A 24,003-nucleotide genomic window follows, 5' to 3' on the forward strand; every position below is an offset into this window, starting at 1 on the left:
ATGTCAAATAAAAATAAATCAAGTAGATTTAATAAAATCACCATCGGTCTTGCATCGCCGGAATCTATCCTGCAGGAATCCAGGGGAGAGATCCTGAAGCCCGAAACAATTAACTACAGAACCCACAAGCCTGAAAGGGACGGTCTGTTCTGCGAGAAAATATTCGGACCTGTGAAGGATTACGAATGTGCCTGCGGAAAGTATAAGAGAATCCGTTATAAGGGTATCGTTTGTGACCGTTGTGGTGTTGAAGTGACCGAGAAAAAAGTACGTAGAGAGAGAATTGGACATATCAATCTGGTAGTTCCTATCGCTCATATCTGGTACTTCCGTTCCTTACCGAACAAAATCGGATACCTGTTAGGGATGCCGTCCAAGAAGCTGGACATGATCATATACTATGAAAGGTATGTGGTAATTCAGCAGGGTATTGCCAAAAAAGCCGACGGTTCTGATTTCGATCCTATGGAATTCCTTACAGAAGAGGAATATCTTGATGTTCTGGAAACACTGCCACCGGATAACCAGTACCTTGATGATGCTGACCCAAATAAATTCCTCGCGAAAATGGGTGCCGAGGCTGTAGAAGAGCTTCTGAAAAGAATCAAACTGGACGAGCTTTCCTTTGATCTGAGACATAAAGCGCATAACGAAGGTTCCAAGCAAAGAAGAACTGAAGCCCTTAAGCGTCTGAATGTTGTTGAGGCTTTAAGAGGAGCAAACACAAGAATGATTAACCGTCCGGAATGGATGGTAATGAGAGTTCTTCCTGTTATACCACCGGAACTGAGACCATTGGTTCCTCTGGATGGAGGACGTTTTGCAACTTCCGACTTAAATGACCTTTACAGAAGGGTAATTATCCGTAACAACCGTCTGAAGAGACTTCTTGAAATCAAAGCTCCGGAAGTTATCCTTAGAAACGAAAAAAGGATGCTTCAGGAATCTGTGGATTCACTTTTCGATAACACCAGAAAATCTTCTGCTGTAAAATCGGAATCCAACAGACCACTGAAATCTCTTTCCGACTCACTGAAAGGTAAGCAGGGACGTTTCCGTCAGAACTTACTTGGTAAGCGTGTGGATTACTCAGCGCGTTCGGTAATTGTTGTAGGACCAAACCTGAAACTTCACGAGTGTGGTATCCCTAAGGATATGGCAGCCGAACTTTACAAGCCGTTCATCATCAGAAAACTGATTGAAAGAGGAATTGTAAAGACTGTAAAATCAGCAAAAAGAATCATCGACAGAAAAGAACCTGTTGTTTATGATATCCTGGAGAATGTAATGAAAGGCCACCCGGTTCTTCTGAACAGGGCACCTACTCTTCACAGACTCGGTATCCAGGCGTTCCAGCCAAAGATGATCGAAGGAAAAGCTATTCAGCTTCACCCATTGGTTACTACGGCATTTAATGCGGATTTTGATGGTGACCAGATGGCGGTACACTTACCGTTAGGCCCTGAGGCTATTTTGGAAGCTCAGCTTTTGATGTTAGGTTCTCAGAATATCCTTAACCCTGCAAACGGTTCCCCAATTACGGTACCTTCTCAGGACATGGTATTGGGTCTGTATTTCATGACCAAGCAGTTAGACTCTACGGATACAATGAAAGTGAAAGGTGAAGGTCTTGCCTTCTATTCACCGGAAGAAGTAGAAATCGCATATGCTGAAGGTCAGATTTCACTTAATGCCAAAGTCAGATGCCGTCTTCCTGTTAAAGAAAACGGTGAGATCGTAACAAGACTGATAGACACAACTGTAGGTAGAATTCTTTTCAACCAGATCGTACCTAAGGAGTCAGGTTTCATTAACGAACTCCTAACCAAGAAGTCGCTGAGAAACGTTATTGGCCGAGTACTGGCTGATACGGATTTCCCAACCACGGTGCGCTTCCTGGACGATATGAAAGACCTTGGTTATGATAACGCCTTCCGCGGTGGACTTTCGTTCAGCCTTGGTGATATCGTGATCCCGGAAGAAAAGAAAACGATGGTTGCACAAGCTGTTGAGAATGTTGATGAAATTAAGGCCAACTATAATATGGGTCTAATTACAGATACAGAAAGATATAACCAGGTAATTGACGTTTGGACAAACACCAACGCCGGATTAACAGAGATGATTATGAGCAGGATGAAAACCGACCAGGGTGGGTTCAATTCGGTTTATATGATGCTTGATTCCGGAGCAAGGGGTTCCAAAGAGCAGATCCGTCAGCTTTCAGGTATGAGAGGTCTGATGGCGAAACCGCAAAAAGCCGGTTCTACAGGTGCCGAGATTATTGAAAACCCGATTGTGGCAAACTTTAAGGAAGGTCTGTCCATCCTGGAGTACTTTATCTCTACCCACGGTGCACGTAAGGGTCTTGCAGATACCGCACTTAAGACGGCGGATGCTGGTTACCTTACACGTAGACTTGTAGACGTTGCTCAGGATGTGATCATTACTCAGGATGACTGTGGAACTCTTAGAGGTACAGAAGTTTCTCCGCTGAAGAAAAATGATGAGATCGTTGAAAGAATTTCCGAGAGAATATTGGGTAGGGTTTCCCTGCACGATGTGTACCATCCGGAAACTGACGAACTTTTAGTTCATGCCGATACCATCATCAACGAAGCATTAGCTAAACTTGTTGAAGAAGCAGGTATTGAAACAGTAGAAGTAAGGTCACCACTTACCTGCGAAACCAAGAAGGGAATCTGTGCCAAGTGTTACGGACGTAACCTGGCAACAGGTAAGCCAATTCACATGGGTGAAGCAGTAGGTGTAATCGGTGCTCAGTCCATTGGTGAACCGGGAACCCAGCTTACACTTAGAACCTTCCACCAGGGGGGAACTGCGGGTAACGTTTCCGAAAATCCATCCATTGTTGCACGTAGAGACGGTATCGTGGAAATGGACGAGGTTAGAACAGTAACTTCTGAAAATGAAGAAGGCAAGAAGGCAGAGATCCTTGTTTCACGTTCTACTGAATTCCGTTTGGTAGCCGATAATGAACTTAGAACTCCACTTATGATTACCAACGTCCCTTACGGATCCGAATTACTGGTGAAGCCGGGCGATAAGGTGAAAAAAGGCGATGTAATTGCGAAGTGGGATCCATATAACGCGGTAATTATTGCAGAATCTGCCGGTAAGGTAGAGTACGAAGATATTATTCAGGGTGTATCCTTCCAGCTGGAAATTGATGAGCAGACCGGATTTGAGGAGAAGGTAATTTCTGAATCCCGTAATAAGAAAGCGGTACCAACACTGAAGGTAGTAGATGCCAAAGGAGTTGAGCAGCGCGCTTATAACCTTCCGGTAGGTGCCCACCTTATGGTAAACGACGGTGAAAAGATTAAAGCCGGTAAGGTTATGATCAAGATCCCAAGAAAATCTGCGAAAGCGGGTGATATTACCGGTGGTCTTCCTAGGGTAACTGAACTTTTCGAAGCCAGAAACCCATCCAACCCAGCGGTAGTAACCGAGATTGACGGTGTGGTATCTTACGGTAAGATCAAAAGAGGTAACCGCGAACTTATCGTGGAAGCTAAAACAGGCGAAAGAAAGATTTATCTTGTTAAACTTTCCAAGCAGATCCTGGTACAGGAAAATGACTTTGTAACTGCAGGGTCACCACTTTCCGACGGTTCTGTAACTCCGGATGACATCCTGAAAATCAAAGGACCTACAGCAGTACAGGAATATCTGGTGAATGAAATTCAGGAGGTATACCGTCTGCAGGGTGTGAAGATTGATGATAAGCACTTCGAGATCATTGTACGTCAGATGATGACGAAAGTAGAGATTGTGGACGGTGGCGATACCCAGTTCCTGGAGGGAGCCTTAGAACACAAATTCGACTTCCTGGAGGAGAACAACCGTGTATTCGGACTTAAGGTAGTGACTGAAGCGGGAGATTCCAAGGAATTGAAGCCGGGACAGATGATTACTGCCAGAGAACTTAGAGACGAAAACTCCAAGCTTAAGCGCGAGGATCTGACTCTTGTTGAGGTTCGTGATGCTCTTCCTGCAACTGCAACTCCGGTTCTTCAGGGAATCACGAGAGCGGCACTGCAAACGAAGTCATTCATGTCGGCAGCATCGTTCCAGGAAACTACAAAAGTGCTGAACGAAGCGGCAGTATCCGGAAAAGTGGATTATCTGACCGGCCTGAAAGAAAACGTAATTGTAGGACACAGAATTCCTGCAGGTACAGGTCTTAAGGATTATCAGAACGTTATCGTAGGATCCCGCAAGGAGTTTGAGGATATCAACTAAAATAAGAAGTTAGAGGTTAGATTTTAGAAATCAGATGCATTACTACATTTGTAGTATATTCGGTCTTCTAAATCTAACCTCAAATTTCCATCTAACATCTAAAGTCTAACATCTAATATCTAAACTAATAAAATGGACAACAACCAAAACCAAAATCAGGACCCAAACAACATCAACATTAACCTTAACGAAATGGTAGCTGCAGGTGTATACTGTAACTTAGCATTGGTAAACCACTCACCTTCTGAGTTCGTACTGGACTTCATCCAGCTTATGCCGGGTGTACAGCAGGCAAACGTAAGATCTAGAGTGATCCTTGCACCTCTGCATGCAAAGAGAGTACTTTCTGCACTTCAGCAAAACATCGCAAACTACGAGCAGCAGTACGGCGAAATCAAAGAAGTTGAGCCTTTCGTATTAGGACAGAACAATAACGTTCAGGCATAAGCCACCCACGTTTTTACAATAAAGATCCCGGTTCAGTAATGAGCCGGGATTTTTATCTATTAGGAGCCGGGAACCTGCTCTCCGCTATATCTTTTTTGGTCCCTTCAGGTGCTTCAGCCACCAAAAAAGGATGCCGCTGCGATCAGGGCTAGGGTTTAGGTTTCTAAAACCACTCTTACCAAATTTTAAAATGTCGCGAACAACTTTTCGTTCTTTGTCTACACCCACTTATCACAAACCTATCTCACAAATCCAAAATCAATAATCCAAAATTAACAATTCAAATAAAAAAAACCCGCACCTCTTAAGGTACGGGAATCTCCTCATCATTTGTGTTTATGGTTATTGTATGAGAATTTTAGAAATCAGCAGGTCAAATAAATAATACAGCAAATAAGTGCACCACCCAAATAGGAAAAGATTGTAAATCCGTTCCGTAAGCCGATACCCGACATAAAACCGAAGTGCACCCCGGGTGTAAACAAACAAAAGATTTATAAATGCAAGGACTGCCATTATCAGTAGATCAGAATGAGCAGATAGTGACAATACGTTAACTGAATCAGCCACAACCACTATAAGCGGCAGAATACTGAACACTACCATTAAAATGGAGACTTCCTGAAAACCTTTATCTGATGGACGCGTAATTTCCTGCATTCTGCCTGTTTTTGAAGTATTAATTATAGCACAAATATAGGTGTGCATACCGCCAAAGTAAGTCGGTTTACTTCAAGCCTCAATATTTTAAAAATCGTTGAATAACGTCTTTAAAGTTTGCCGTCTGAAATCCATGCGCGGAAGGATGATAAATTCCTAAAGCAGTACACTTCCCACCATCATAATCAAGTTCACGAATGTTCCATCGGTCATCGATTTTCCCGAGATGGGTTCCCCAGCCTGGTTTATTAAAAAAATGCTCCCACAACCGGCTCGAGAAAACAACAACTTTATCCGGTTTCACACTATTCAGATATTCCTTAAAGGCCAATTCTGCACGGTCTTTTTCAGCTTTTGTCGGAACTTGGTTTGCTGATGTAAAGGCACTTTGGATGCCGTTCGCAAACGCAACTTTCTGCCAGAAGTCTGAATGTTTCTGATGCACGAATATCTGGATAATCCTATTATGGAAGTTGCTGGAAATGTCGTCCAATTCCGCAATCTGGGCTTTCGTAAAGTCAGCTAAATTTTCCGGCTCATCATTATTGAAATAATGCGAATCGCCGATGATAAGTAGTTTCCCGAGTTCGGATTTACCGTAGTTGGGTCCAATCCAAGGGAGGTAGGTGGACGTTTGCATGGTTTTGTGATAGCTTTATAATATCAAACTGGTCTTGCGGTTATATCATCTGGTACAATTTCCTCTTGGAGCATGTCAGATACGTCATCTCGCGTGAAGCCCAATTCTCTCGCAATCTTATAAAAATAAATTTTTTCAACCGACTTTATAATACCATCAATCTTAATGAGAGAAGCCAAGCTTTCAATTAGAGTCAAAGCATATAAATCATTTCCTAGAAAAATTGACAAATCTATTTCCACTAGGTCTTTTGAGTGTAGCTGTCCCACAAGAGCCATTTTCTCATCATCGCATAATTCAGAATCTTCAACAAGATTTGAAATGAATTCAATTTCTTGATTATGTAGTTCAAAATCAATTTTAGCAATATTAATTAGTGCTTGAATTTTCACAAACTCAATATTAATTTTCACTTCCTCACTCCCATTTGTAAAATCTTCGTATTGGACATCTTCATAATCAGATTCTGTTCTTGAGTCTTGTGCGCCTGCACTGCCATAGAAATTATAAGAATTTGCATCTTCCTTTAATTTAGCATGAAGCTTGTTTGCCATTGGCTTAAATGTAAAAAAGGTAAGACCTCCGGATAAAACTCCACCTAATACAGGTATAAATTTTGACGCACCTTTTGCGAAGGTTTCTTTTGTTACTTTCATTCCAATCCATTTACCTACTTGTTTTATTATTGGATAGTATGCAGTTTTCGTCAGAGCTTGTTGCGGCAATCTTTTTGCCACTTGCATAGAAAGTTTTTTTCCGACCTCCGTAACAGCCTTATTTGCGGCTCCAGCTCCGAGCATAACACCTACAAACAATGTCAAGATATTGCGAGATGATTCACTAAATTGCTGTTTTTCATCTAATAGGTCAGGCCACCCATAGATATACCCCAATTTTTGTGCAATAATTACCACATGATAATAATACTGTGCTAAATCGGCGGGAACGGTTCCCAACATAGCAAATCCCCCTGGAATGCCAGCAGCAGCTGATGCGCTCGTAACTCCTAATAAATGTTTGTTTATTGAAGCTTTAGCAACCTTATCAATTATCACATCACCGAAGACATCCACTGGTCGTCGTTCGGACAGGGTGGAAATGTCACCATAAGAACGGAAAACATCTTTTAGATATTCATCTCGGTTAACTTTAATGCCAGGAAGCTTCAGAGAATTTTCCATTAAATTGTCCCATGAAATTAATTCACTCATAATTGTTTTTGTTTTTAATTTAAACTTTTACAATGCCACCCCATGCTTTCCTTTTCCCGCACCAGCCGGGTGTCTATGACACGAGTTTGAAGATAAATTAGAAATGGTCGAGGCAGAAGTTCCACAGTATTTGCAACTATATTTCGCTTTCTCACTGCCTTCATAGAGTTTATGTTTACCCTTACCGGCACCGAGAGGATGGCGGTGACAGGAACTTGCAGTTAGACTTGAAATGCTGGACGCCTTAGTTCCGCAGTATTCACAATAAAAACTTGCCATTTAAAGATTATTTAGTATTAAAAAATAGAAACACATACCATAAATATAAACATGAAGCAGATCAAGCCTATCAACGCAAACCTAAACGGAAGTTGAATGAGTCGAAAGCTGGTTCCTACTACACGGTTGACATTACTAGAAAAGGTGGATAGAAAGCTTTCAACTCCACTACTTCTCTCGGAAATCCTTTGTGTAGTTCCTGCAAATTTGCTCTTAAAGTCGTACTTGTTCTCCTGCTTTTTTAAGTTGGCCACAACACCGTTCAATATTTTATCACTGCCCGAAAGCAGAATATTGCCCGCCAGAGGAATTCTTCTACATTGCGTTGTGACAAAGGGTGATACAAATGCGGCAATTGCCCCTTCGAAGACGAGACCTATCGGATTCTTTATGTCATCTCTTACAGTATTGCTCGCAGTCTTAAAATCCGAAATCATCAGTTGTGTGGTATCTAGAGCGAAATGGGTGATTGAAAGTAAATCATTCTTCAGACAAGAAAGCAATTTAATTATTCCATAAAGCAGTCCAATTAGAAAAAATCCCACTAAGCCCACGATGCCGTAGACGAAAAACCCTACAATTTCTAAACTCAGGACAAAAAAGCCAAAGATGTATATAGCCAGTGACAGCAGAATTGGTTTATACATAGAAGATAATGCATAATTTTGAATCAGCATAAGATCAGCAACTTTGCCCATAACTTCGCCATTTTTATATTTTGTAATATCAATTCCAAGATCGTTATTAATGTGGGCTAAAAGATTAACAGATTTTTGTGGTAAATTATACATAATGGGTCAAATTTTTTCAACAGGTTCGTCGCAAATCTACCTCCTCTCTCCGCCAAAGCGTGACCTTCAACTTCCGGGTACAGATTATTTCTCATCATTTGTGTTCGGTCCTAAATTAACACATCTTAACATTCTACTTACTGTACAATTCTGTACAATCTCTTGCTGTAAATTCCTATATTCGGGCTCCATTTAAAAGTATGAAGAGAGAAAGAGGCATTGTAACACAATTGCAGACAAGGGTAACTGAGCAGTTTGGGAAAAAAATCTGTACTGCTACAGACTGCGAGAATCTCGCACACGCTTTGAAAGAAAACCTTAATGAAGTTGTAAGCAGCCAGACGCTTCGCCGCTTTTTTGGGTTGATAAAAACTACATCCAGAACCAGTATTTTCACATTAGACATCCTGTCGAAATTTTGTGGATATAAAGATTATGAGAATTTCCGTCTTTTGTGTGGTAGCAGCGAACTGGAAATATTCTTTGGATCAGACGAAGACAGCGGAAAAGACTTCTGGCAGAAAAGCGAACATCTCTGCCGCCAAATAGCAGATTCACCGGAGCTGCTCATCACCACGCATTACCGTATGATGCCCTTCCCGATGGTGCGAAAGTATTTTATGGAAAACCATCCAATGCGCGATATGCTCGGAACAGTCTATTCGCAGTATTTCCTATCCTATTTAAAGTACAACAATAGTAATGAAGCCAAGATATTTGCCTATGGATTTCTTTATAAAAGCGCATTCCTGCAGGAAAACACGGAACTGCTACAGTTTTTGCACCAGATAGTTGCAGCCACAGAGCTTACGAAGGAAGTCCATGTTATACCTGCAGGTCTTAAATACGGTATTATGTTGCATTATGCAGATTTTACTGGAAATGAAAGCCTGTTCACTCAAACATTTGAAGAGATGAGATCCATTCGGAAGCAATATATTTCTGCTTCCCAGGCCTCTGTATGCAGCTTTGAATACTCAGTCCTGGAACTGCTCATCTTTACCGACAGAACAGAAGAAATGCTGTTTTTAGTTGACCACAATACGTTTCACCGCAGCAGCACGGATCAGAGTATTATTCCCGGCGAAAGAAAACGGACGCATGATGAGGTGTGGAAAATTCTGTGTGCCTGCGCCAATCAAAAAGCTGGTGATAGAAACAGATCTTTACAATATTTACGCACCGTAAATCTTGATAACCTGGGTTTTGGCTGGGAAAAATACTATTCCATTATTTTCTATCTCGTGGAACTGGAATTCTCCGAACCGAAAGACCGACGTAAAATTCTTATTAAGTTGAACCATTTGGTTGAAGAAACGCGTTTCAGTTTTTTTGAGCAACAACTTACTTTACATAAGGATGCTGTTTTGTCATGCTGAAACCGTGGTTCGGCGCAGCCAAAGCATCTCTGCTTTTAAACGACTTAACCTTGACAAGGTTGGTCAAGCGCTACGCGATTCCCCTCCTCCGGAGGGGTGTCCGCCACGGCGGACGGGGTGGTCTGCAAAGTGAAAACGCCGCTTTGTCATGCTGAAACCGTGGTTGGGAGTAGCCTAAGCATCCCTGCGGAGATTCCTTCGGAATGATAATGCCGCATTACTGCTTCACCGTTCCCTTCTGCTCATAACTTTTTCCATTCCACTTATACACCGGGAACTCAAAGCCGGGACCACCGATCAGCAGGTCGCGGTAGCCATTGGTTTTGGTATCGCGAATCTCGGCGATTCCCGGAAATCCTAAATTCTGCTCATAGGAACCGTTTTTGGGATTTTTAACAAGCAAAAGGCAACTGGTACCGGCCTGCCCGCTCCAATAACTGTTTCCCCACTGAAATATGATTTCCTCCGTACCGTCATCATTCAAATCGGTCACGATTACTTCAACGGCAAAAGGGGCTTCATCGTCCCCTTCAAAAGAGAACAGATTCTTATCGGATTTGGAAACAGCGAATTTGCTTGCGGCAGCCACCTTGTTCTTCCCGTCATTGGTAAGCTTTGAGGCTACGCCGTGGAACAGTTTCTGGGCTACAGGACTAAGGCCGACCTCCGAAACAGATGGCGCTTCAGAACTTTTGGAAGGTGCTGGCACAGGAGGTTTGGTGTTGGTGCCAGGTATTTTCTTTTCTTTTTTAAGTGCTTTTATCAAACTTCCGGCGAGTGCGGCAGCTGCATCCACGTGTTTTGACATTTGAGTTTTCGGCGGATTCTGTGCCAGTCCATAACTCATGACCAACAGCAGCGGTAAAAACAGTAATGGTTTCATCTTGTGTATTTTCAAGTAAAATTACAACAATAATATATCCACTCTACCATTAAACAAACCCTAAAACCCTGAGGGAAACAACTTTATGACTCCGCAGACGAAAAAAACCTTTGTAAGGAAGACAAGCACTCTGGATGGGTGCTGTACGGCATCTGTTAACACCTTTTACTTTGTATCCTATTGGGTACATGTCAAAAAAAGGAATCCGTTTCAGCAAAAACATTTGCCCGGATTCCTCTGTTTCTTATTTACTTTTGGGATTCAGAACTGCGAAATGGCTCCCCTGGCTTCTAAACATTAACCAACCTGTCTCTTCAGGCTTTGCATATCAATTACGAAACGGTAGCGAACATCACTTTTCAGCATACGTTCATAAGCTTCATTAATTTCCTGCATCTTAATCATTTCAATTTCCGGGAGGATGTTTTTCTCGCCGCAGAAATCCAGCATATCCTGAGTTTCCTTAATTCCGCCAATAACGGAACCTGCTACGGATTTCCGACCTAAAATTAGCGGAACAGTATGGAGCATGTCTTCCATTTTCCCCAAATAACCCACGAGTACTAAAGTTCCGCTGATGTTCAGCGTAGCGATATAAGGATTAATATCATGATCGTAAGGTACAGTATCGATAATCAGATCAAACTGTCCGGCGGCTTCCTTCATCTCATGTTCGTAAGTTGAAATGATTACAGCATCAGCGCCCAAATCCAACGCGTCCTGAATCTTATCCGGTGTCCTGGAAAAAAGTGTCACTTCTGCACCAAGGCCTTTAGCCAGCTTTATAGCCATGTGTCCAAGACCACCCAAACCAACAACCGCCACTCTGCTGCCTTCTTTTACATTCCAGTGCTTCAGTGGTGACCACGTAGTGACTCCGGCACAAAGCAATGGAGCTACGGCTTTCAGATCCAGGTTTTCAGGAATATGCAGACCGAAGGCTTCGTCTACTACTACAGTTTCGGCATAGCCGCCGTAGGTCCTTTGTCCGGTGATGAAAGGATCCTTACTGTTGTAGGTACCTGTAGATCCGTTCAGACAGTACTGTTCCAAGTCCTGACGGCAGCTGTCGCACTCGCGGCAGGAATCTACCAGACAACCGACTCCCGCAAGATCTCCGATCTTGAATTTTGTTACATCCGAACCGACGGAAACCACCTTACCAATGATCTCATGACCGGGCACAGCAGGATAAACTGTACCACCCCAGTCGTTTCGTGCAGTGTGAAGATCGCTGTGGCAAACTCCGCAGTATAAGATTTCAATTTCAATATCAGTAGGGGTAACTTCGCGGCGCAGGATGGTCATTTGCTCCAGATCTTTATCTTTGGCCTCGGTACCGTAGGCTTTTACTTCTTTAGTATTCATTATTGTTGATTGTTAATGTGATTTATCTTCAAAATTAACGAAAGGAAAAACAGACCTCTATTAAATATTTCTTAAAGTTTCCATAAAAAAATTCTGCATAACATACATTATCCTTTTTCGGTAAGGTATTTCCAGTAACGCTTAGGTACGTGCTGGGTATGCAGCTTCATATTTTTCCTTTCAGTGATGTTAGTTTTGGTAAAATAGCGCTGCCAGAGTTTTTGATATTTCTTTTCCCTTTCGCTGTACAGATTATCAGGATTTCGAAGCCGGTCCAGCTGCCCAGCATCTGGATAAAAGAAGGTCGTATCTTTAAGGTCGTACATAATGCCAAACTGCCGCTTCAGGTCATATATCATCCATTTCTGATCGGCATACCGGTCTTTGAAGAACCGGAAACCTACCGGCAATACATTGAAGTCGGGTTCCACCTTTGCAAAGAACATTCCGTCTTCCAGTTCCTCAAAACGGACAAAGGCATGCAGGCGGTGGATTTCACGACTCATGCTTTTACAGATTTTTGCAATCTCCATAATATCGCTGTCACCAAAATTCTGCAGAATGTCTGCACCCGGATTCTTCACAGACTGCCTTACTGCTGCAAGAATAAGATCGCCGGCGTCCTGTCTTTCCGACAGGTAAACCAGTAATAACTGTCTCACGCCGCTCCTTCCCAAACCGGTTTCCAGTTTCTGAATGACCCGATCAGCTTTCGAGTTATCCGTGCTTACGTGATGAACCTCATCAAAAAAAGCATGATGCTGATGATTTTCTTCTCCAATGATGCGCGCCACCCCATAACGGTATTCAAAAACTTCAAACACCGCAGTCATCAGCCCTTCGAAAGAACCATCATATACAAGCGTGGTCATGCTTTAGAATAAAGTAAGCTGTTGGGAAAAGGGATTCTGATATTTGGAACTCATACCGCTCAGCAGAATTTTTCTGAGATTCTGATCATCTATGAATTTGCTGAATACATTGGAACTTTCAAATTCAACAAAATATTTAGTCCGGTTTACTGCCACGCCCATTTTGCGCAGCTGGTCCATTCCTAATTTCTGGAATTTACGCGCCATCAGGATCTTTCCGGCCGACTTGGTGCCAATGCCCGGGACCCTAAGAATCATTTCTCTGGAAGCTGTATTAATATTTACAGGAAACTGTTCACGGTGTCTAAGCGCCCAGGCGAGTTTAGGATCTACCTCCAGATCAAGGAAAGGCTGCTCAGGGTCCAGAATTTCAGACGCTTCAAAACCGTAAAACCGCATGAGCCAGTCGGCCTGATAAAGACGGTTCTCCCGCTGCATGGGAACCTGGGAATGTATGGAAGGAAGACGGCTGTCCTCCAGGACCGGCACGTAGCCTGAATAATAAACACGTTTGAGGTTAAAATTCTGGTAGAAATGATCGGCCACCTTGATGATTTTAAGGTCGGTTTCATTGGTAGCGCCCACAATCATCTGAGTGGACTGCCCCGCCGGCGCGAACCTGGGAACTTTGCGGAAGATTTTCTTTTCTTCTTTATAAAGAATGAGTTCATTTTTAACGAAACTCATCGGTTTAATCATTTCCGAATGCGACTTGTCCGGGGCCAGGAGCTTGAGCCCCTTTTCAGTAGGAATTTCAATGTTGATGGAAAGTCGGTCTGCATACAGTCCGGCCTCTTTCATTAGTTCATCACTGGCGCCGGGAATGGACTTAAGGTGAATATAACCGTTGAAATTGTGCTCCAAACGAAGTTTTTTAGCTACTCTTACCAACCTTTCCATTGTCGTATCCGAATCTTTGAAGATTCCTGAGCTCAGAAAAAGACCTTCTATATAATTCCGGCGGTAAAAACTGATGGTAAGGTCCACCACCTCCTCCACCGTAAAGGCAGCACGCTTAACATCATTGGTTTTGCGCGACACACAGTAAGCACAGTCGTATATACAGTGATTAGTCAGAAGAATTTTAAGCAGCGACACACACCGACCGTCTTCCGTATAGGTGTGGCAAATCCCCGATGCGTGACTGTCCCCCAAACCGCCTTTATTCTTACGGTTTCCCCCGCTGGAAGAACAGGAAACATCATACTTGGCAGCGTCTGCAAGTATCTCCAGCTTTTCCTGAATGCGCTCAAAATTCATATTATTATGTTAAATGATACATACAAAAATAGTAAATAATTCAACATCAAATAATTATTTAGTAAAAGTTTATACCATTTATAGTAAGTGTGAAATACTATTTATTCTGAGGCTGTCAGAACAGTGGTTGCCCCGTTTCAGACAGGCACCCAAACACTTACATTTCCTGCAGGTACAGGGAACGTTCCCCAGCCGTTTTCATCAACGGTGATTTGCTGAGGGAACCATCCCAAAAAATCGTAAAAATGTTTGCCCGCGTATTGTGCGCCCATTTCCATGGGCTTTTCATAAGCTTCCTTATTGCTCAGAACCACTGCGCAGCCTGGATGTTCACCGTCACCTTCGCGTACCCAACCCAGGCAGTTGGCATCTTCGAAATAATCCCGTTGCACACCATACGCATAAAGCTGTCTGGCTTTTAACAGTTCCTCAATCTTCTCTACTTTATTCAGAAAGATTTCCTGTTCGTTGCCTTCTTTGTCTACATCTGTATAGTGCGCACCAAAGAGATCCGGATAAAAAATGCATGGATAACCGTCTGTCCGCAAAAGAATCAAAGCATAAGCAAGAGGTTTAAACCAGTGCTCTACAGGAGCTTCAAGCTCCTGCAGCGGTTGGGTATCATGGTTATCAACAACAGTTACCGAAAGCAGCGGATTTGCAAGTGTAAGTGTATCATCAAACAGGGTGCGGAGGTCATAATCGGCACCCTGAAGCGACGCAACATGAAAGTTATGATGCAGCGAGGAATCAAAAAGGCTCATGCAGCCGTCTGTGGCTTCAATGTACTTCTGTTTTAATTCCAGAGCGCCGGGAGCCCAGTATTCGCCCACGGCAAAAATATTCTGGCCGGTATTTGCCCGCAGCGTGTATAGCCATTCCTTATAAAAATCCGGCGACTGATGTTTTACGGCGTCCAAACGCACTCCGCTGAAGCCTATCTGGTCATGGTACCATTTTCCCCAATGATTAAGCTCGGCGCGAACGAAAGGGTTCCGGTGCTCAATATCATTGTGCATAAGGAAGTCGTAGTTACCCAATTCATCGGAAATAATATCTTCCCAGCCGTCTCCATGATCATGGATGATCTGGTAAATTCCCGGTTCCTGCCCCTCCGCATAATCCACGCCGGAGAAACACTGGAAATCCCACTTAAAATCGGAGTACGTTTCGCCTCTTCCCGGAAATGTAAATTTGGTATAGCTTTCAATTTCCATTGCTTCCGACAGTTGTTCTTCACGGTTGTCCGGATTAACCCGTATGGCATGAAACCTCTCTTTTTTGTCGCCGCCGGCCTTGTGATTGAGCACAATATCGGCAATTATAGAAATCCCTTTGCTTTGCAGCACGCTGCAGGCTTCCAGATACTGTTCCCTGGTTCCGTATTTTGTGGCAACACCACCCTTCTGGTCAAATTCGCCCAGATCAAAAAGGTCGTAAGGGTCATAGCCCACCGAAAAGCCCCCGCCAGCAGCTTTGTACGCAGGCGGAAACCAGACTGCCGATATTCCAAGTTCTGCAAGATAATCTGCAGCCTGTACAGCTTCGGTATAAAGTGTGGAGTCACCGGCGGAATACCAGTGGAAAAACTGGATCATTGTTGGATTCATGGAAGTAGTTTGGAGGCATCAATTTAGCAAAAAACAATCCAATCCGGCAGGTGGCCAAATGATGAGGTTTTCAGAAATGTTTATTCCGCGGTCCCGAATCGCTTGATTTCAACCTTCTTTTCCCGGACCTTAAGTAAAAAATCCTCAAGAGACTTAGTGGTGGAGGCCTCAACAATTACATCATTAAAACTACTTTCGGTATAAACATTTTTCTGAAACGCCTGACTTTCCAGAGAAACCTGGTACCGACCTAAGGGCAGGTAGGCACTGTATTCCCCAAGAGCATTACTGTAGAATGTAAATGTTTTACCTGTGGTGCTTCGGAACAGCACCGGAATTCCGGCAAGATGCTCCTGGACTTCATACTGGAATTTACCGGTTTTTTCGTAAGTTATTTTTCCCTTGAGAACCCCTGTTTTAACCAGTGGAAGAGTTATAAACTCCTCCTTCTGCTGCAGGTCTACTTCCTGAATTTCGCTGTACCATTCGTTCTCATTTGACTTTATTACATATTTACCAAAAGGAAGTTTACGGTATTTGATATAGCCGTCGTCACCGGAGATAAACAGAATGTTGTTGATCTTCACCTTCACACCGTTTGCAGGCTCGTCAGTTCCGGGTTCATAGGTACCGTTATTATTATGGTCAAAAAAGGTGAACATGCGGATTGTGCCGTTTTTATATTTCACGGGCTCGTCGCCAATAGTCGGAAGGTCCTGTGAGATGCCGGCCTGATAAAAAATATTCTTATTACCATGTGCACCGCTTGAATAGTAGCTGTAACTGAAACTGCCAAAGATGCGGGTGGTTCTGAATATGCGGTAATCAGCATTGGAACTTAGGGCGAGACTTTTTCCGCTTTGACGGTCCAAATTTGCCATTGTATTGAAGTTCAGATTCAGCTTGTTATTCAGCAAAACAGACCTGTAAGAAGCCACAGCAGACAGTCTCTCATTACCATCACTAATTTTCCCGTTCCTGTTGCCTTCGTACAGTAAAAAATTACCTTTCTGATAATTTCCGCTTATGAGCAGGTTACGGTGATGCCAACCCGCCTGAAGATTATAGATATGACTTGGCTCGGTGATACCACGGTAATAAGAGATTCCCTGCGAATGAGAAAGTGTAAAACGGTTTTTCTGGTCGTCTGTGGCGTAGTTCAGCGTAATTCCTGCTGTAGCACTTTCAAATTTAATTGCAGTACGGGCAAAGACTTCACCAAGAAAAACCTCTGAATTTTCGGTTGAGGTCTGCGATAGCAAACTGATATCCATTTTACGGGAATACCGAAAGCTGGAACCTAATTCTATTCGGTGACGTTCCGAAAAAGAACTGAATTGGTACAGGGGATCTATATTCTTAGGATTATAATGATTCAGACCATACGCACCGTAAAGTGTGAATTTATCAAAACTGCGGAACAGGCGCTGCTCCAGAACTGTACTTCCCCTCCGAATTCCAGGATAGTAGCCGCTACTGTAGGAATTGGAAGAAGTAAAGGAATAGTTTTTCCAGTTTTGTCGGTAATTGAGTCCTGCCGAAAGCGATGGCTCTGCCACGTCGCTGTGTGAGACAGACCTTGCATATCCGTAACCCAGATCAACATCAAATGATTTATCCTTTTTGTTACTGTATGTATATCCCGTTTTCAGAATAAAACTTCTCTGGAAAATATCAGTATCCCAAATGGCTTCACCGTCCAAACTCTGGTAGCCGTTTAGCACATAATTGGCTCTGGCAAAAGCTGAGTAACCGCGTGGAAAATTATTTACGCGAACAGGCTCAAACAGGTTAAAAGATTTTTCCACCACACCTGCGGAAATTGCGGTTCCGGTTTCGGGACTTGGCGTAAATGTAAGCTGAGAACCACGACCGTTCAGTGTGATTTCCATATTATTATCGTTAATATTACCCAAATGCATTGAAAATTCGTTGTGCTCCAGTTTCAGCCACGTATTCTGAAACATCATTTTGGTATCCAGGGTAGGCCAGAACGTACCGTTCGTATTCACAATGGCTTTTGTATTTCCAATATTTACAGTGGAATGTAAATTAAGCATATGGCTGGCTGAAATCTGATCGAAAGGATTATTGGAACTCCAGGAGATATAGTTATTTTCAATTCCTCTGTAAAATGGATTCTGTGTAGGATCCACATAACGTCTGTTGCCCAAAGCATTCTGCACGGTAACCATAGTATTACCAAAAAACTCCTTAGAAGCGTCAGTTACGGCCACATTAACAGTAAAGACCTCCATCCGGAGCATCTCCCGGTCTATAATACGTGAAAACTCAACTTTCTGGCTGCTGAAGGGTGCGAGTATAACTTTTTTACGGAGTATCAATTCATTCCCGATACCCTGAGGGAAACTAGCGTAGATTTCGGCTTCCTCTGTACGGTTGCCCCCGTTACTTACCTGCGTGCTGATGTTTAAACTGTCGCCCACCCTGTAAATCAGTATCTGTGGCTCATCCGAGAAAATACGTAGTTGCCGCCGTGCTTCCACTTTCAGCACAGTCTCACATGAGGCAACAATTTTTCCGGCAGCATCCTGCAACCAAAGTGAGACAGGAGAATTTCCTGCAGGGAGCTTTTTCTCAATAAAAATCTTTACCGGAATAAAGAGGTTTTCACCGGCTTCAGAATTTACGGTAGTTCCGGGGTTTAACAGTCGTACGCCTTCCGGTGCTTTTATGCTAAGCTTCAGGTTCTTCGCAGTCGCTGTACCGTTGCTGATCTGTACCATAAGGCTGCGCATTTCACCATTGGCCACCACAACAGCAGTGTCTGTCTTAATTAAAACCTTACCTACCTGCGAAAAAAGCAGCAAGGGAAAAAAGACCAAAAAAAACCGGAAAACATTCCTGAGAGTCAACACGATATTACTGGGGAATCATGGTAAATACAACAGTTCCTGAGTACTGGTCGTAGGACCTGTTGAAAAATGTAAGGTCACCTGCCTGTGTGGAGTAGGTGATGTCATAAAACTTAAGAGCTGGATGTGCGGCGCTGCTGATGATATTCTGCTGCGAAGTAGAGAGACTTATATTGCCTGTAAGAAGCTGTGTTTGATTTTCGCGTACCTCCATTTTCAGGGCATTTACCGGCAGGGTGCTGTTGCTGTTGCTGGACAGGGAACTACCGATTGTATTTACCCGCACTGTATAAGGAGTATTGGAGAATGTGGAAAAAGCTTTAGACTGTGTTTTGGTTACACCATTAGAATAATCGGAAGCTGTCTTGAATTCAAGAAGAACATTTTTGGCATTTTCGTCGAATACCATTCCGAATGTCGGGGTGGTAGGCGGAGAATCCAACGGCATAATCCGCAAATCGAACGACACGGGAATTTGTGTCATCAACTCACCTTTCCTGTTCCGCAGCTCCATTATCATATTAACTTTGAAATTGCTCCACGATTTATATTCTTCCAGGTAAGCGCCTGCTTCCACAATCACATCATAGTAAAGACTGATAGCAAAATAGTTCTTTATACCAAGATCATAAACCGACTGTGACTGAGTGGTTATATCAGTACCGCTAATCTGAAAAGGCATAACCGCAGTATTAAGGCCTAAAGAAGAGGCATTTACGGGTGTCCCGTTGTTTTCACCTCCAGTCGATAAATAACTGAACTGATATTTCAGTTTCTGGGGTGGAAAGTTTTTTATACCGTTGGTTATAGACCCGTTTACCCTGAAAGTGACAGACCATCTGTCCATTTGCAATCCGTTTGCATTCTGAACTTCAATAAAAAAGCGTTTAAGGTTTTTAATCCGCGTTTCGCCATATGTATCAACAGGTACCCAGCCGGTATTATGTACACTGAGGCGGGCAAATGTCTGCGCATCTGCAACTGAAAAAATAAGTACAGCCAACAGGGCTATAAATTTATTCATGTACAAATGCCAGTTCGGCCATTTTAATCGTATCATCATTACCGTATGAAAAAGTTGATGAAGCGGTATATTTCCCGGGTTGCAGGTCCTTTGGAAGTGTTATTTTTACTGATCGGCGGTCTCCCGGAAGCGTATATAAGATCTGATCTTCTAGTGTTTGTTTCCGACCGTTGCTCAAATTCACCAGCTCAGTAAAGACAGTGCCGTCTGTCCACATATTTCCGGTATTTTCCAGATCCAGTTCCAGCATCTTTGCTTTTTTGTTATAACGGTAATCCTGAAACTCAACATTGGGATCCTCCGGAGAATTATAGCGGTGATAAAGTTTTATTCCCGAACGCAGTGTTACCTTAACCATGGCACCTTCCTGATTGTAGGAATCCACCGGATTGGTTTGGGTGATAAATAAAAGAGCTGTATGCACATTAAGTGTATCAGCTTGTAAAGCAGGAGCTTTCACTGTAACTATAATATCCTGAGATTCGCCTGGAGCCAATGAAAAATAGCTTTGCGGACTGATCGTAACCCAATTTGCCGCAGAGTTTTTCAGAGTACCTGCATCTGCTATGACATTATTCCCTTCAGTATCGTACTCCCAGTCGTGGGTGGATACAGTGAGAGTAAGCGAATTTGTCTTACTTGAATTTGTAACCTTTATCTTGTTTGAACTGGAGGAGCCGGGGGCAGACACAAAATATGATCTGGGGGGCGTAACATCAAGCCCCGTCTGACCATTTACTAAACCGCATGCCATAAACAGTATCAGAACGGCGTAAAAATAAGACCTCATTTTCATAAATAAAAAGAGCAATATAAGTATCCTCACATTGCCCCAATTTTATATTTTGTCTAAGTTTATTGAGCTACAATGGAATACATCACATTGGTTGTGTAAGTGGTTTTACCCGTACCGCTGAAGTGTTTTCCAACATATTCATTACCACCGGCACCTTTGTAGGTTACATTGTAACCCATGGATACACCACCGGTAGTACTGCTAAAAAGATTAACATCACCCGTACCCAGGTTTACTGTACTTGGATTAATGTCTGAACCATTGTTTCCCGTTCCCTTCGCTATTAAAAGTGATATACCGCTGGAAAGGATTTCAACATTCTGTCCAGGAGCTGTAGTTAGTCCGTTTGTAAGATTAGCTGCTTTTGCCTTTACTTGGAATCCACCCGTACTGTATACGGTAAGGTGATTATTCAGGACCGGAGAAGATACACCGGCAAGATAATCATTCGTAGTTACATACTCTAAAGTTACTTCCTTGGAAGCATCATTTACAGTTATAGACTGTATAGGGTTGAGAATAACATTCAGTTTTGTTTGAGTGGTTTGTGCAGTAGCTGCAAAAACGCCTCCGATAAACATTGCTAATAAAATGGCCTTTTTCATATTTGTAGATTTTTAATTTTAGTGCTTATTTGTTAAGACTTATACCCCTTGTTTTAACACTACAAAAGTAATACGGCACTTCAAATAGCTTTTTATGAAAACATCCAAAAAACTTATGCAAATGTCATTCATAATATTTTGACAATAATAATTAATATATTAAACTGTTTTACAATACCAGTTAAAGATTTTCTAACTATAATCAGATATTCTCATCCCTGAAATTTCGCCACAAATTATTAGAAGCATATTTGAATTCATGAAATTATAAGAAAGAAACAACGAAGCCCTCCTGTTATGGGGGGCTTCATTTGGTTATGGTTGAGCATTAAGAGTGATCAGTGTGGCAATATGCTGTATAAAACTTCAGTACTATATACTGTTGGATCCTGCCCGGTTGAATGATGATTGATGAAAGCATCTCCTCCTTTTGCGGCATACGTAACACTGTAACTACTGCTGGAAGTGCCGGTGGCCGAAGTGATGAAAGCGGTATCAGTGCTGGAAAGCTGGACAGGCGCAGTAGTAAATGAATCCGAACCGCTGGAAGCGCCTTTTGCAGCTGTGAGGGTGATATCACCTGCATTGATGTAGACATCGGTTCCTACAGACTTTAGCTTGGCATCCGATGTTCTCACATTTACAACATAACCGCCAGTGCTGTACACCTTTAGATGATTATCCCTGTTCAGGCTTACGCCCTGGCTATAATCCTGCTTGGTTTTATAGGTGAGATTAACATTCTGATCCATCGCGCCCAATTCAATGGTCTGCACAGGATGCAGCACAATTTTGAGAACGGTGGAAGAGCCGCTTTGTGCCGAGAAATTTCCGGACCAAAGCGATAAAACGATAAGCATGCAGATTGTAATAATACGTATCATAGGCAATTACTGATTATACGTCAGGACTTCACTAATCTCAGATTCGGTATCTGGCTCACTGCATGATCGCGGAACTCACGCGGTGAACTGCCTGTGTGTTTTTTAAAGAAGTTACTGAAATTACTCTCTTCGGAAAAACCAAGGTCCTGACTGATATTCTTGATCGGAATCTCTGTACCCCTGAGCAATTTCTTTGCCTTTTCCAAGGCCTTAGCGATGATGAAGGACTTTGTTGTGCATCCATAAACCGTCTGCACCGCATTATCCAGGCTTCTTTTACTGATGTTCAGTTTATCCGCGTAATAGACCGCCGTAAAATTGAAGGAGGATTCGTTAAGCAGCAGGAAGATGAATTTATTTGCCATTTCCTTCTCGTGACTGTCTTTCCTGTAATGATCCATCTTGGGATCGTATTCCATAAGCGTACGGATCAGGATAAATTCAAGGAAATTAACAAGTAGGTTTTTGGCAAAAAGTTTATTGAGTACCTTTTCCTGCGTAGGCAGATAGTAGTACTTCATAATCGAATCAAAGGGCATAAAACTGTTCGGTACCGCCCAGCCTAAAGGATTCCTAAAAAAAATCCCTTTTTTGATATGGCTCAGAAATTCCAGACGGTCTACAAAGAGATCCACCTTAAACCACATCATGATGGCCTGCAGGGTATCGGTCATGAACTGAATAGGACTGTCGGGCGGTATAAAGTAAAATGTTTCGGGTGGCAAATGAACCTCATTATCAAAAATAAGCAGATGTACATTCTCCGTAGCTGTATACAGAATTGAATAACCGGCAAAGTTAATTGTCCGGTCCTCATCCTGTATATCGCTGAGGGCACTGAGGCCCCAGTCTCTTAGAGTCTTCATTTATTGTGTTTTCAAGGGGTATATTTCAATTCGGAAATAATAATATAAAGATATCAAAAATTTGGTGTAATAAATCTCTTTAACTAATGATTTTTGTTAGATATCCTCAAAAGGTATTTTAAGCTGAACAGAAACCTTTTTACTCCCGTGGCTGTCCAGATTTGAAAGCGAAAGGCCCAGGAGCCTTACAGGCCTGTCATACGGCCTCAACTTCCATAACTCCAGCGCAATAGAATTCAACCTGCTGAAATCACTGAAGAATTCCTCAACCGACTTAGAGCGGGTGTATTGGGTAAAATCCCGGTATTTAATCTTTAAGGTGAGTGCCTTACCTTTCACATTTTTTTTCAACATACGTGTCTCCAGTTCTTTGCTGAGGGTTTTAAGCTGTTCAAATACGGACTCCTCATCTGCCAGATTCTCCCAAAAAGTTTCCTCTACACCCACACTCTTCGCAATCCTGTGTGGTCTTACAGGATTTTCATGGATACCACGAACCACATTATAATAGTATTTTCCGGATTTTCCGAACAGTGTGGTGAGCTCCTGCTCTGATCTGGCCTTCAGGTCGGCACCGTTAAAGATATGCAGTTCATGCATCCTGTTGGCCGTCACTTTTCCAATACCGTAAAATTTTTCGATGGGCAGTTTTTCCATAAATTCCAGAACCTGCGTGGGATGAATGGTTTTCTGGCCGTTGGGTTTATTATAATCTGAGGCCACTTTCGCCAGAAACTTGTTCACCGATATACCCGCTGAAGCAGTCAGGCCAGTGCGCTCAAAAATTTTCTGCCTTATTTCACGGGCAATGGTATTGGCTGATGAGATCCCTTTTTTGTTCTCGGTAACATCCAGGTAGGCTTCATCCAGAGAAAGAGGTTCTACAAGGTCGGTGTATTCGTAAAAGATATCGCGGATCTGACCGGAGATTTCTTTATAGCGCTGGAAGCGCGGTTTCACCACAATAAGATGCGGGCATTTTTCAAGAGCAATCCTTCCGGGCATTGCGGAGCGGATTCCATATTTCCGGGCTTCGTAACTGGCCGCTGCCACCACGCCATACTGCCCGCCTCCCACACAAACCGGCTTACCCTTCAGTTCCGGATTGTCATGCTGTTCCACAGATGCATAAAACGCATCCATATCAACGTGAATAATCTTTCTGTCGGCAGCATTCATCAAACAAAAATAGCAATAACTGTGCTTCACAAAGAGTGGTAAGGATACACGAAATCTTGATGGCGCTCCCGGATAGTTTGACCGATAATTGCGAAAGTAATAGACAG

General features: G+C 42.8%; 18 protein-coding genes. 3 read left to right on the forward strand and 15 right to left on the reverse strand.

Annotated elements, in window-relative coordinates:
• The gene (gene rpoC / locus H1R16_RS05545; RefSeq protein WP_181887939.1) at positions 1–4,266 is read left to right on the forward strand and encodes a DNA-directed RNA polymerase subunit beta'; all 4,266 of its coding nucleotides are present in this window, start codon (positions 1–3) and stop codon (positions 4,264–4,266) included.
• A gap of 132 nt (positions 4,267–4,398) precedes the next feature.
• On the forward strand, positions 4,399–4,713 hold the full coding sequence (locus H1R16_RS05550; RefSeq protein WP_181887940.1) for a DUF3467 domain-containing protein: 315 nt from the start codon (positions 4,399–4,401) through the stop codon (positions 4,711–4,713).
• Between the two features lie 739 nt (positions 4,714–5,452).
• Here H1R16_RS05550 and H1R16_RS05555 read toward each other — a convergent pair.
• From H1R16_RS05555 to H1R16_RS05565, 3 genes are all read right to left on the reverse strand, one after another.
• Complete coding sequence (locus tag H1R16_RS05555) at positions 5,453–6,013, reverse strand: hypothetical protein (protein ID WP_181887941.1); 561 nt, start codon at positions 6,011–6,013, stop codon at positions 5,453–5,455.
• 23 nt (positions 6,014–6,036) lie between these two features.
• Entirely contained in the window at positions 6,037–7,224 is a 1,188-nt protein-coding gene (locus H1R16_RS05560; protein WP_181887942.1) for a tellurite resistance TerB family protein, read from the reverse strand.
• A gap of 296 nt (positions 7,225–7,520) precedes the next feature.
• On the reverse strand, positions 7,521–8,294 hold the full coding sequence (locus H1R16_RS05565; protein ID WP_181887943.1) for a hypothetical protein: 774 nt from the start codon (positions 8,292–8,294) through the stop codon (positions 7,521–7,523).
• A gap of 200 nt (positions 8,295–8,494) precedes the next feature.
• On the opposite strand from H1R16_RS05565, the gene H1R16_RS05570 reads away from it, so the two are divergent.
• On the forward strand, positions 8,495–9,673 hold the full coding sequence (locus H1R16_RS05570) for a hypothetical protein (protein WP_181887944.1): 1,179 nt from the start codon (positions 8,495–8,497) through the stop codon (positions 9,671–9,673).
• Between the two features lie 217 nt (positions 9,674–9,890).
• Here the strand turns inward: H1R16_RS05570 and H1R16_RS05575 are convergent, their stop codons facing one another.
• From H1R16_RS05575 to dinB, 12 genes are all read right to left on the reverse strand, one after another.
• A complete protein-coding gene (locus H1R16_RS05575) occupies positions 9,891–10,556 on the reverse strand; it encodes a hypothetical protein (RefSeq protein ID WP_181887945.1) in 666 nt (221 codons plus the stop codon).
• A gap of 297 nt (positions 10,557–10,853) precedes the next feature.
• Positions 10,854–11,924 (reverse strand): NAD(P)-dependent alcohol dehydrogenase, encoded by a 1,071-nt coding sequence (locus H1R16_RS05580; RefSeq protein WP_181887946.1) that lies wholly within the window; start codon positions 11,922–11,924, stop codon positions 10,854–10,856.
• Between the two features lie 107 nt (positions 11,925–12,031).
• The gene (locus H1R16_RS05585) at positions 12,032–12,796 is read right to left on the reverse strand and encodes a TIGR03915 family putative DNA repair protein (RefSeq protein ID WP_181887947.1); all 765 of its coding nucleotides are present in this window, start codon (positions 12,794–12,796) and stop codon (positions 12,032–12,034) included.
• Between the two features lie 3 nt (positions 12,797–12,799).
• A complete protein-coding gene (locus H1R16_RS05590) occupies positions 12,800–14,056 on the reverse strand; it encodes a putative DNA modification/repair radical SAM protein (protein ID WP_181887948.1) in 1,257 nt (418 codons plus the stop codon).
• A gap of 137 nt (positions 14,057–14,193) precedes the next feature.
• Entirely contained in the window at positions 14,194–15,666 is a 1,473-nt protein-coding gene (locus tag H1R16_RS05595; protein ID WP_181887949.1) for an alpha-amylase, read from the reverse strand.
• An 80-nt stretch (positions 15,667–15,746) separates the two neighbouring features.
• Positions 15,747–18,512, reverse strand: coding sequence for a COG1470 family protein (locus H1R16_RS05600; protein ID WP_228451115.1), 2,766 nt, complete (start codon positions 18,510–18,512; stop codon positions 15,747–15,749).
• Between the two features lie 37 nt (positions 18,513–18,549).
• The gene (locus H1R16_RS05605) at positions 18,550–19,566 is read right to left on the reverse strand and encodes a hypothetical protein (RefSeq protein ID WP_228451116.1); all 1,017 of its coding nucleotides are present in this window, start codon (positions 19,564–19,566) and stop codon (positions 18,550–18,552) included.
• On the reverse strand, positions 19,559–20,320 hold the full coding sequence (locus H1R16_RS05610; protein ID WP_228451392.1) for a fimbrial biogenesis chaperone: 762 nt from the start codon (positions 20,318–20,320) through the stop codon (positions 19,559–19,561). The genes H1R16_RS05605 and H1R16_RS05610 overlap by 8 nt, the downstream gene beginning before the upstream one ends.
• 101 nt (positions 20,321–20,421) lie before the next feature.
• The gene (locus H1R16_RS05615; protein ID WP_181887952.1) at positions 20,422–20,967 is read right to left on the reverse strand and encodes a hypothetical protein; all 546 of its coding nucleotides are present in this window, start codon (positions 20,965–20,967) and stop codon (positions 20,422–20,424) included.
• A 338-nt stretch (positions 20,968–21,305) separates the two neighbouring features.
• Positions 21,306–21,851 (reverse strand): hypothetical protein, encoded by a 546-nt coding sequence (locus tag H1R16_RS05620; RefSeq protein WP_181887953.1) that lies wholly within the window; start codon positions 21,849–21,851, stop codon positions 21,306–21,308.
• A gap of 20 nt (positions 21,852–21,871) precedes the next feature.
• Positions 21,872–22,717, reverse strand: a complete 846-nt coding sequence (locus H1R16_RS05625) for an AraC family transcriptional regulator (RefSeq protein WP_181887954.1) — start codon at positions 22,715–22,717, stop codon at positions 21,872–21,874.
• 96 nt (positions 22,718–22,813) lie between these two features.
• A complete protein-coding gene (gene dinB / locus H1R16_RS05630) occupies positions 22,814–23,896 on the reverse strand; it encodes a DNA polymerase IV (RefSeq protein WP_181887955.1) in 1,083 nt (360 codons plus the stop codon).
• Positions 23,897–24,003: the final 107 nt, after the last annotated feature.

The sequence above is a fragment of the Marnyiella aurantia genome (genome assembly GCF_014041915.1).
Lineage (GTDB): Bacteria > Bacteroidota > Bacteroidia > Flavobacteriales > Weeksellaceae > Marnyiella > Marnyiella aurantia.

Excerpts from the sequence above, each read along its gene's own strand:
- H1R16_RS05615 (WP_181887952.1), bottom strand. The coding sequence starts at position 20,967 with ATGAAAAAGGCCATTTTATTAGCAATGTTTATCGGAGGCGTTTTTGCA.
- H1R16_RS05590 (WP_181887948.1), bottom strand. The coding sequence starts at position 14,056 with ATGAATTTTGAGCGCATTCAGGAAAAGCTGGAGATACTTGCAGACGCT.
- H1R16_RS05560 (WP_181887942.1), bottom strand. The coding sequence starts at position 7,224 with ATGAGTGAATTAATTTCATGGGACAATTTAATGGAAAATTCTCTGAAG.
- H1R16_RS05555 (WP_181887941.1), bottom strand. The coding sequence starts at position 6,013 with ATGCAAACGTCCACCTACCTCCCTTGGATTGGACCCAACTACGGTAAA.
- H1R16_RS05580 (WP_181887946.1), bottom strand. The coding sequence starts at position 11,924 with ATGAATACTAAAGAAGTAAAAGCCTACGGTACCGAGGCCAAAGATAAA.
- H1R16_RS05610 (WP_228451392.1), bottom strand. The coding sequence starts at position 20,320 with ATGGCATGCGGTTTAGTAAATGGTCAGACGGGGCTTGATGTTACGCCC.
- H1R16_RS05585 (WP_181887947.1), bottom strand. The coding sequence starts at position 12,796 with ATGACCACGCTTGTATATGATGGTTCTTTCGAAGGGCTGATGACTGCG.
- H1R16_RS05595 (WP_181887949.1), bottom strand. The coding sequence starts at position 15,666 with ATGAATCCAACAATGATCCAGTTTTTCCACTGGTATTCCGCCGGTGAC.
- dinB (WP_181887955.1), bottom strand. The coding sequence starts at position 23,896 with ATGAATGCTGCCGACAGAAAGATTATTCACGTTGATATGGATGCGTTT.
- H1R16_RS05565 (WP_181887943.1), bottom strand. The coding sequence starts at position 8,294 with ATGTATAATTTACCACAAAAATCTGTTAATCTTTTAGCCCACATTAAT.
- rpoC (WP_181887939.1), top strand. The coding sequence starts at position 1 with ATGTCAAATAAAAATAAATCAAGTAGATTTAATAAAATCACCATCGGT.
- H1R16_RS05570 (WP_181887944.1), top strand. The coding sequence starts at position 8,495 with ATGAAGAGAGAAAGAGGCATTGTAACACAATTGCAGACAAGGGTAACT.
- H1R16_RS05550 (WP_181887940.1), top strand. The coding sequence starts at position 4,399 with ATGGACAACAACCAAAACCAAAATCAGGACCCAAACAACATCAACATT.
- H1R16_RS05575 (WP_181887945.1), bottom strand. The coding sequence starts at position 10,556 with ATGAAACCATTACTGTTTTTACCGCTGCTGTTGGTCATGAGTTATGGA.
- H1R16_RS05620 (WP_181887953.1), bottom strand. The coding sequence starts at position 21,851 with ATGATACGTATTATTACAATCTGCATGCTTATCGTTTTATCGCTTTGG.
- H1R16_RS05605 (WP_228451116.1), bottom strand. The coding sequence starts at position 19,566 with ATGAATAAATTTATAGCCCTGTTGGCTGTACTTATTTTTTCAGTTGCA.
- H1R16_RS05625 (WP_181887954.1), bottom strand. The coding sequence starts at position 22,717 with ATGAAGACTCTAAGAGACTGGGGCCTCAGTGCCCTCAGCGATATACAG.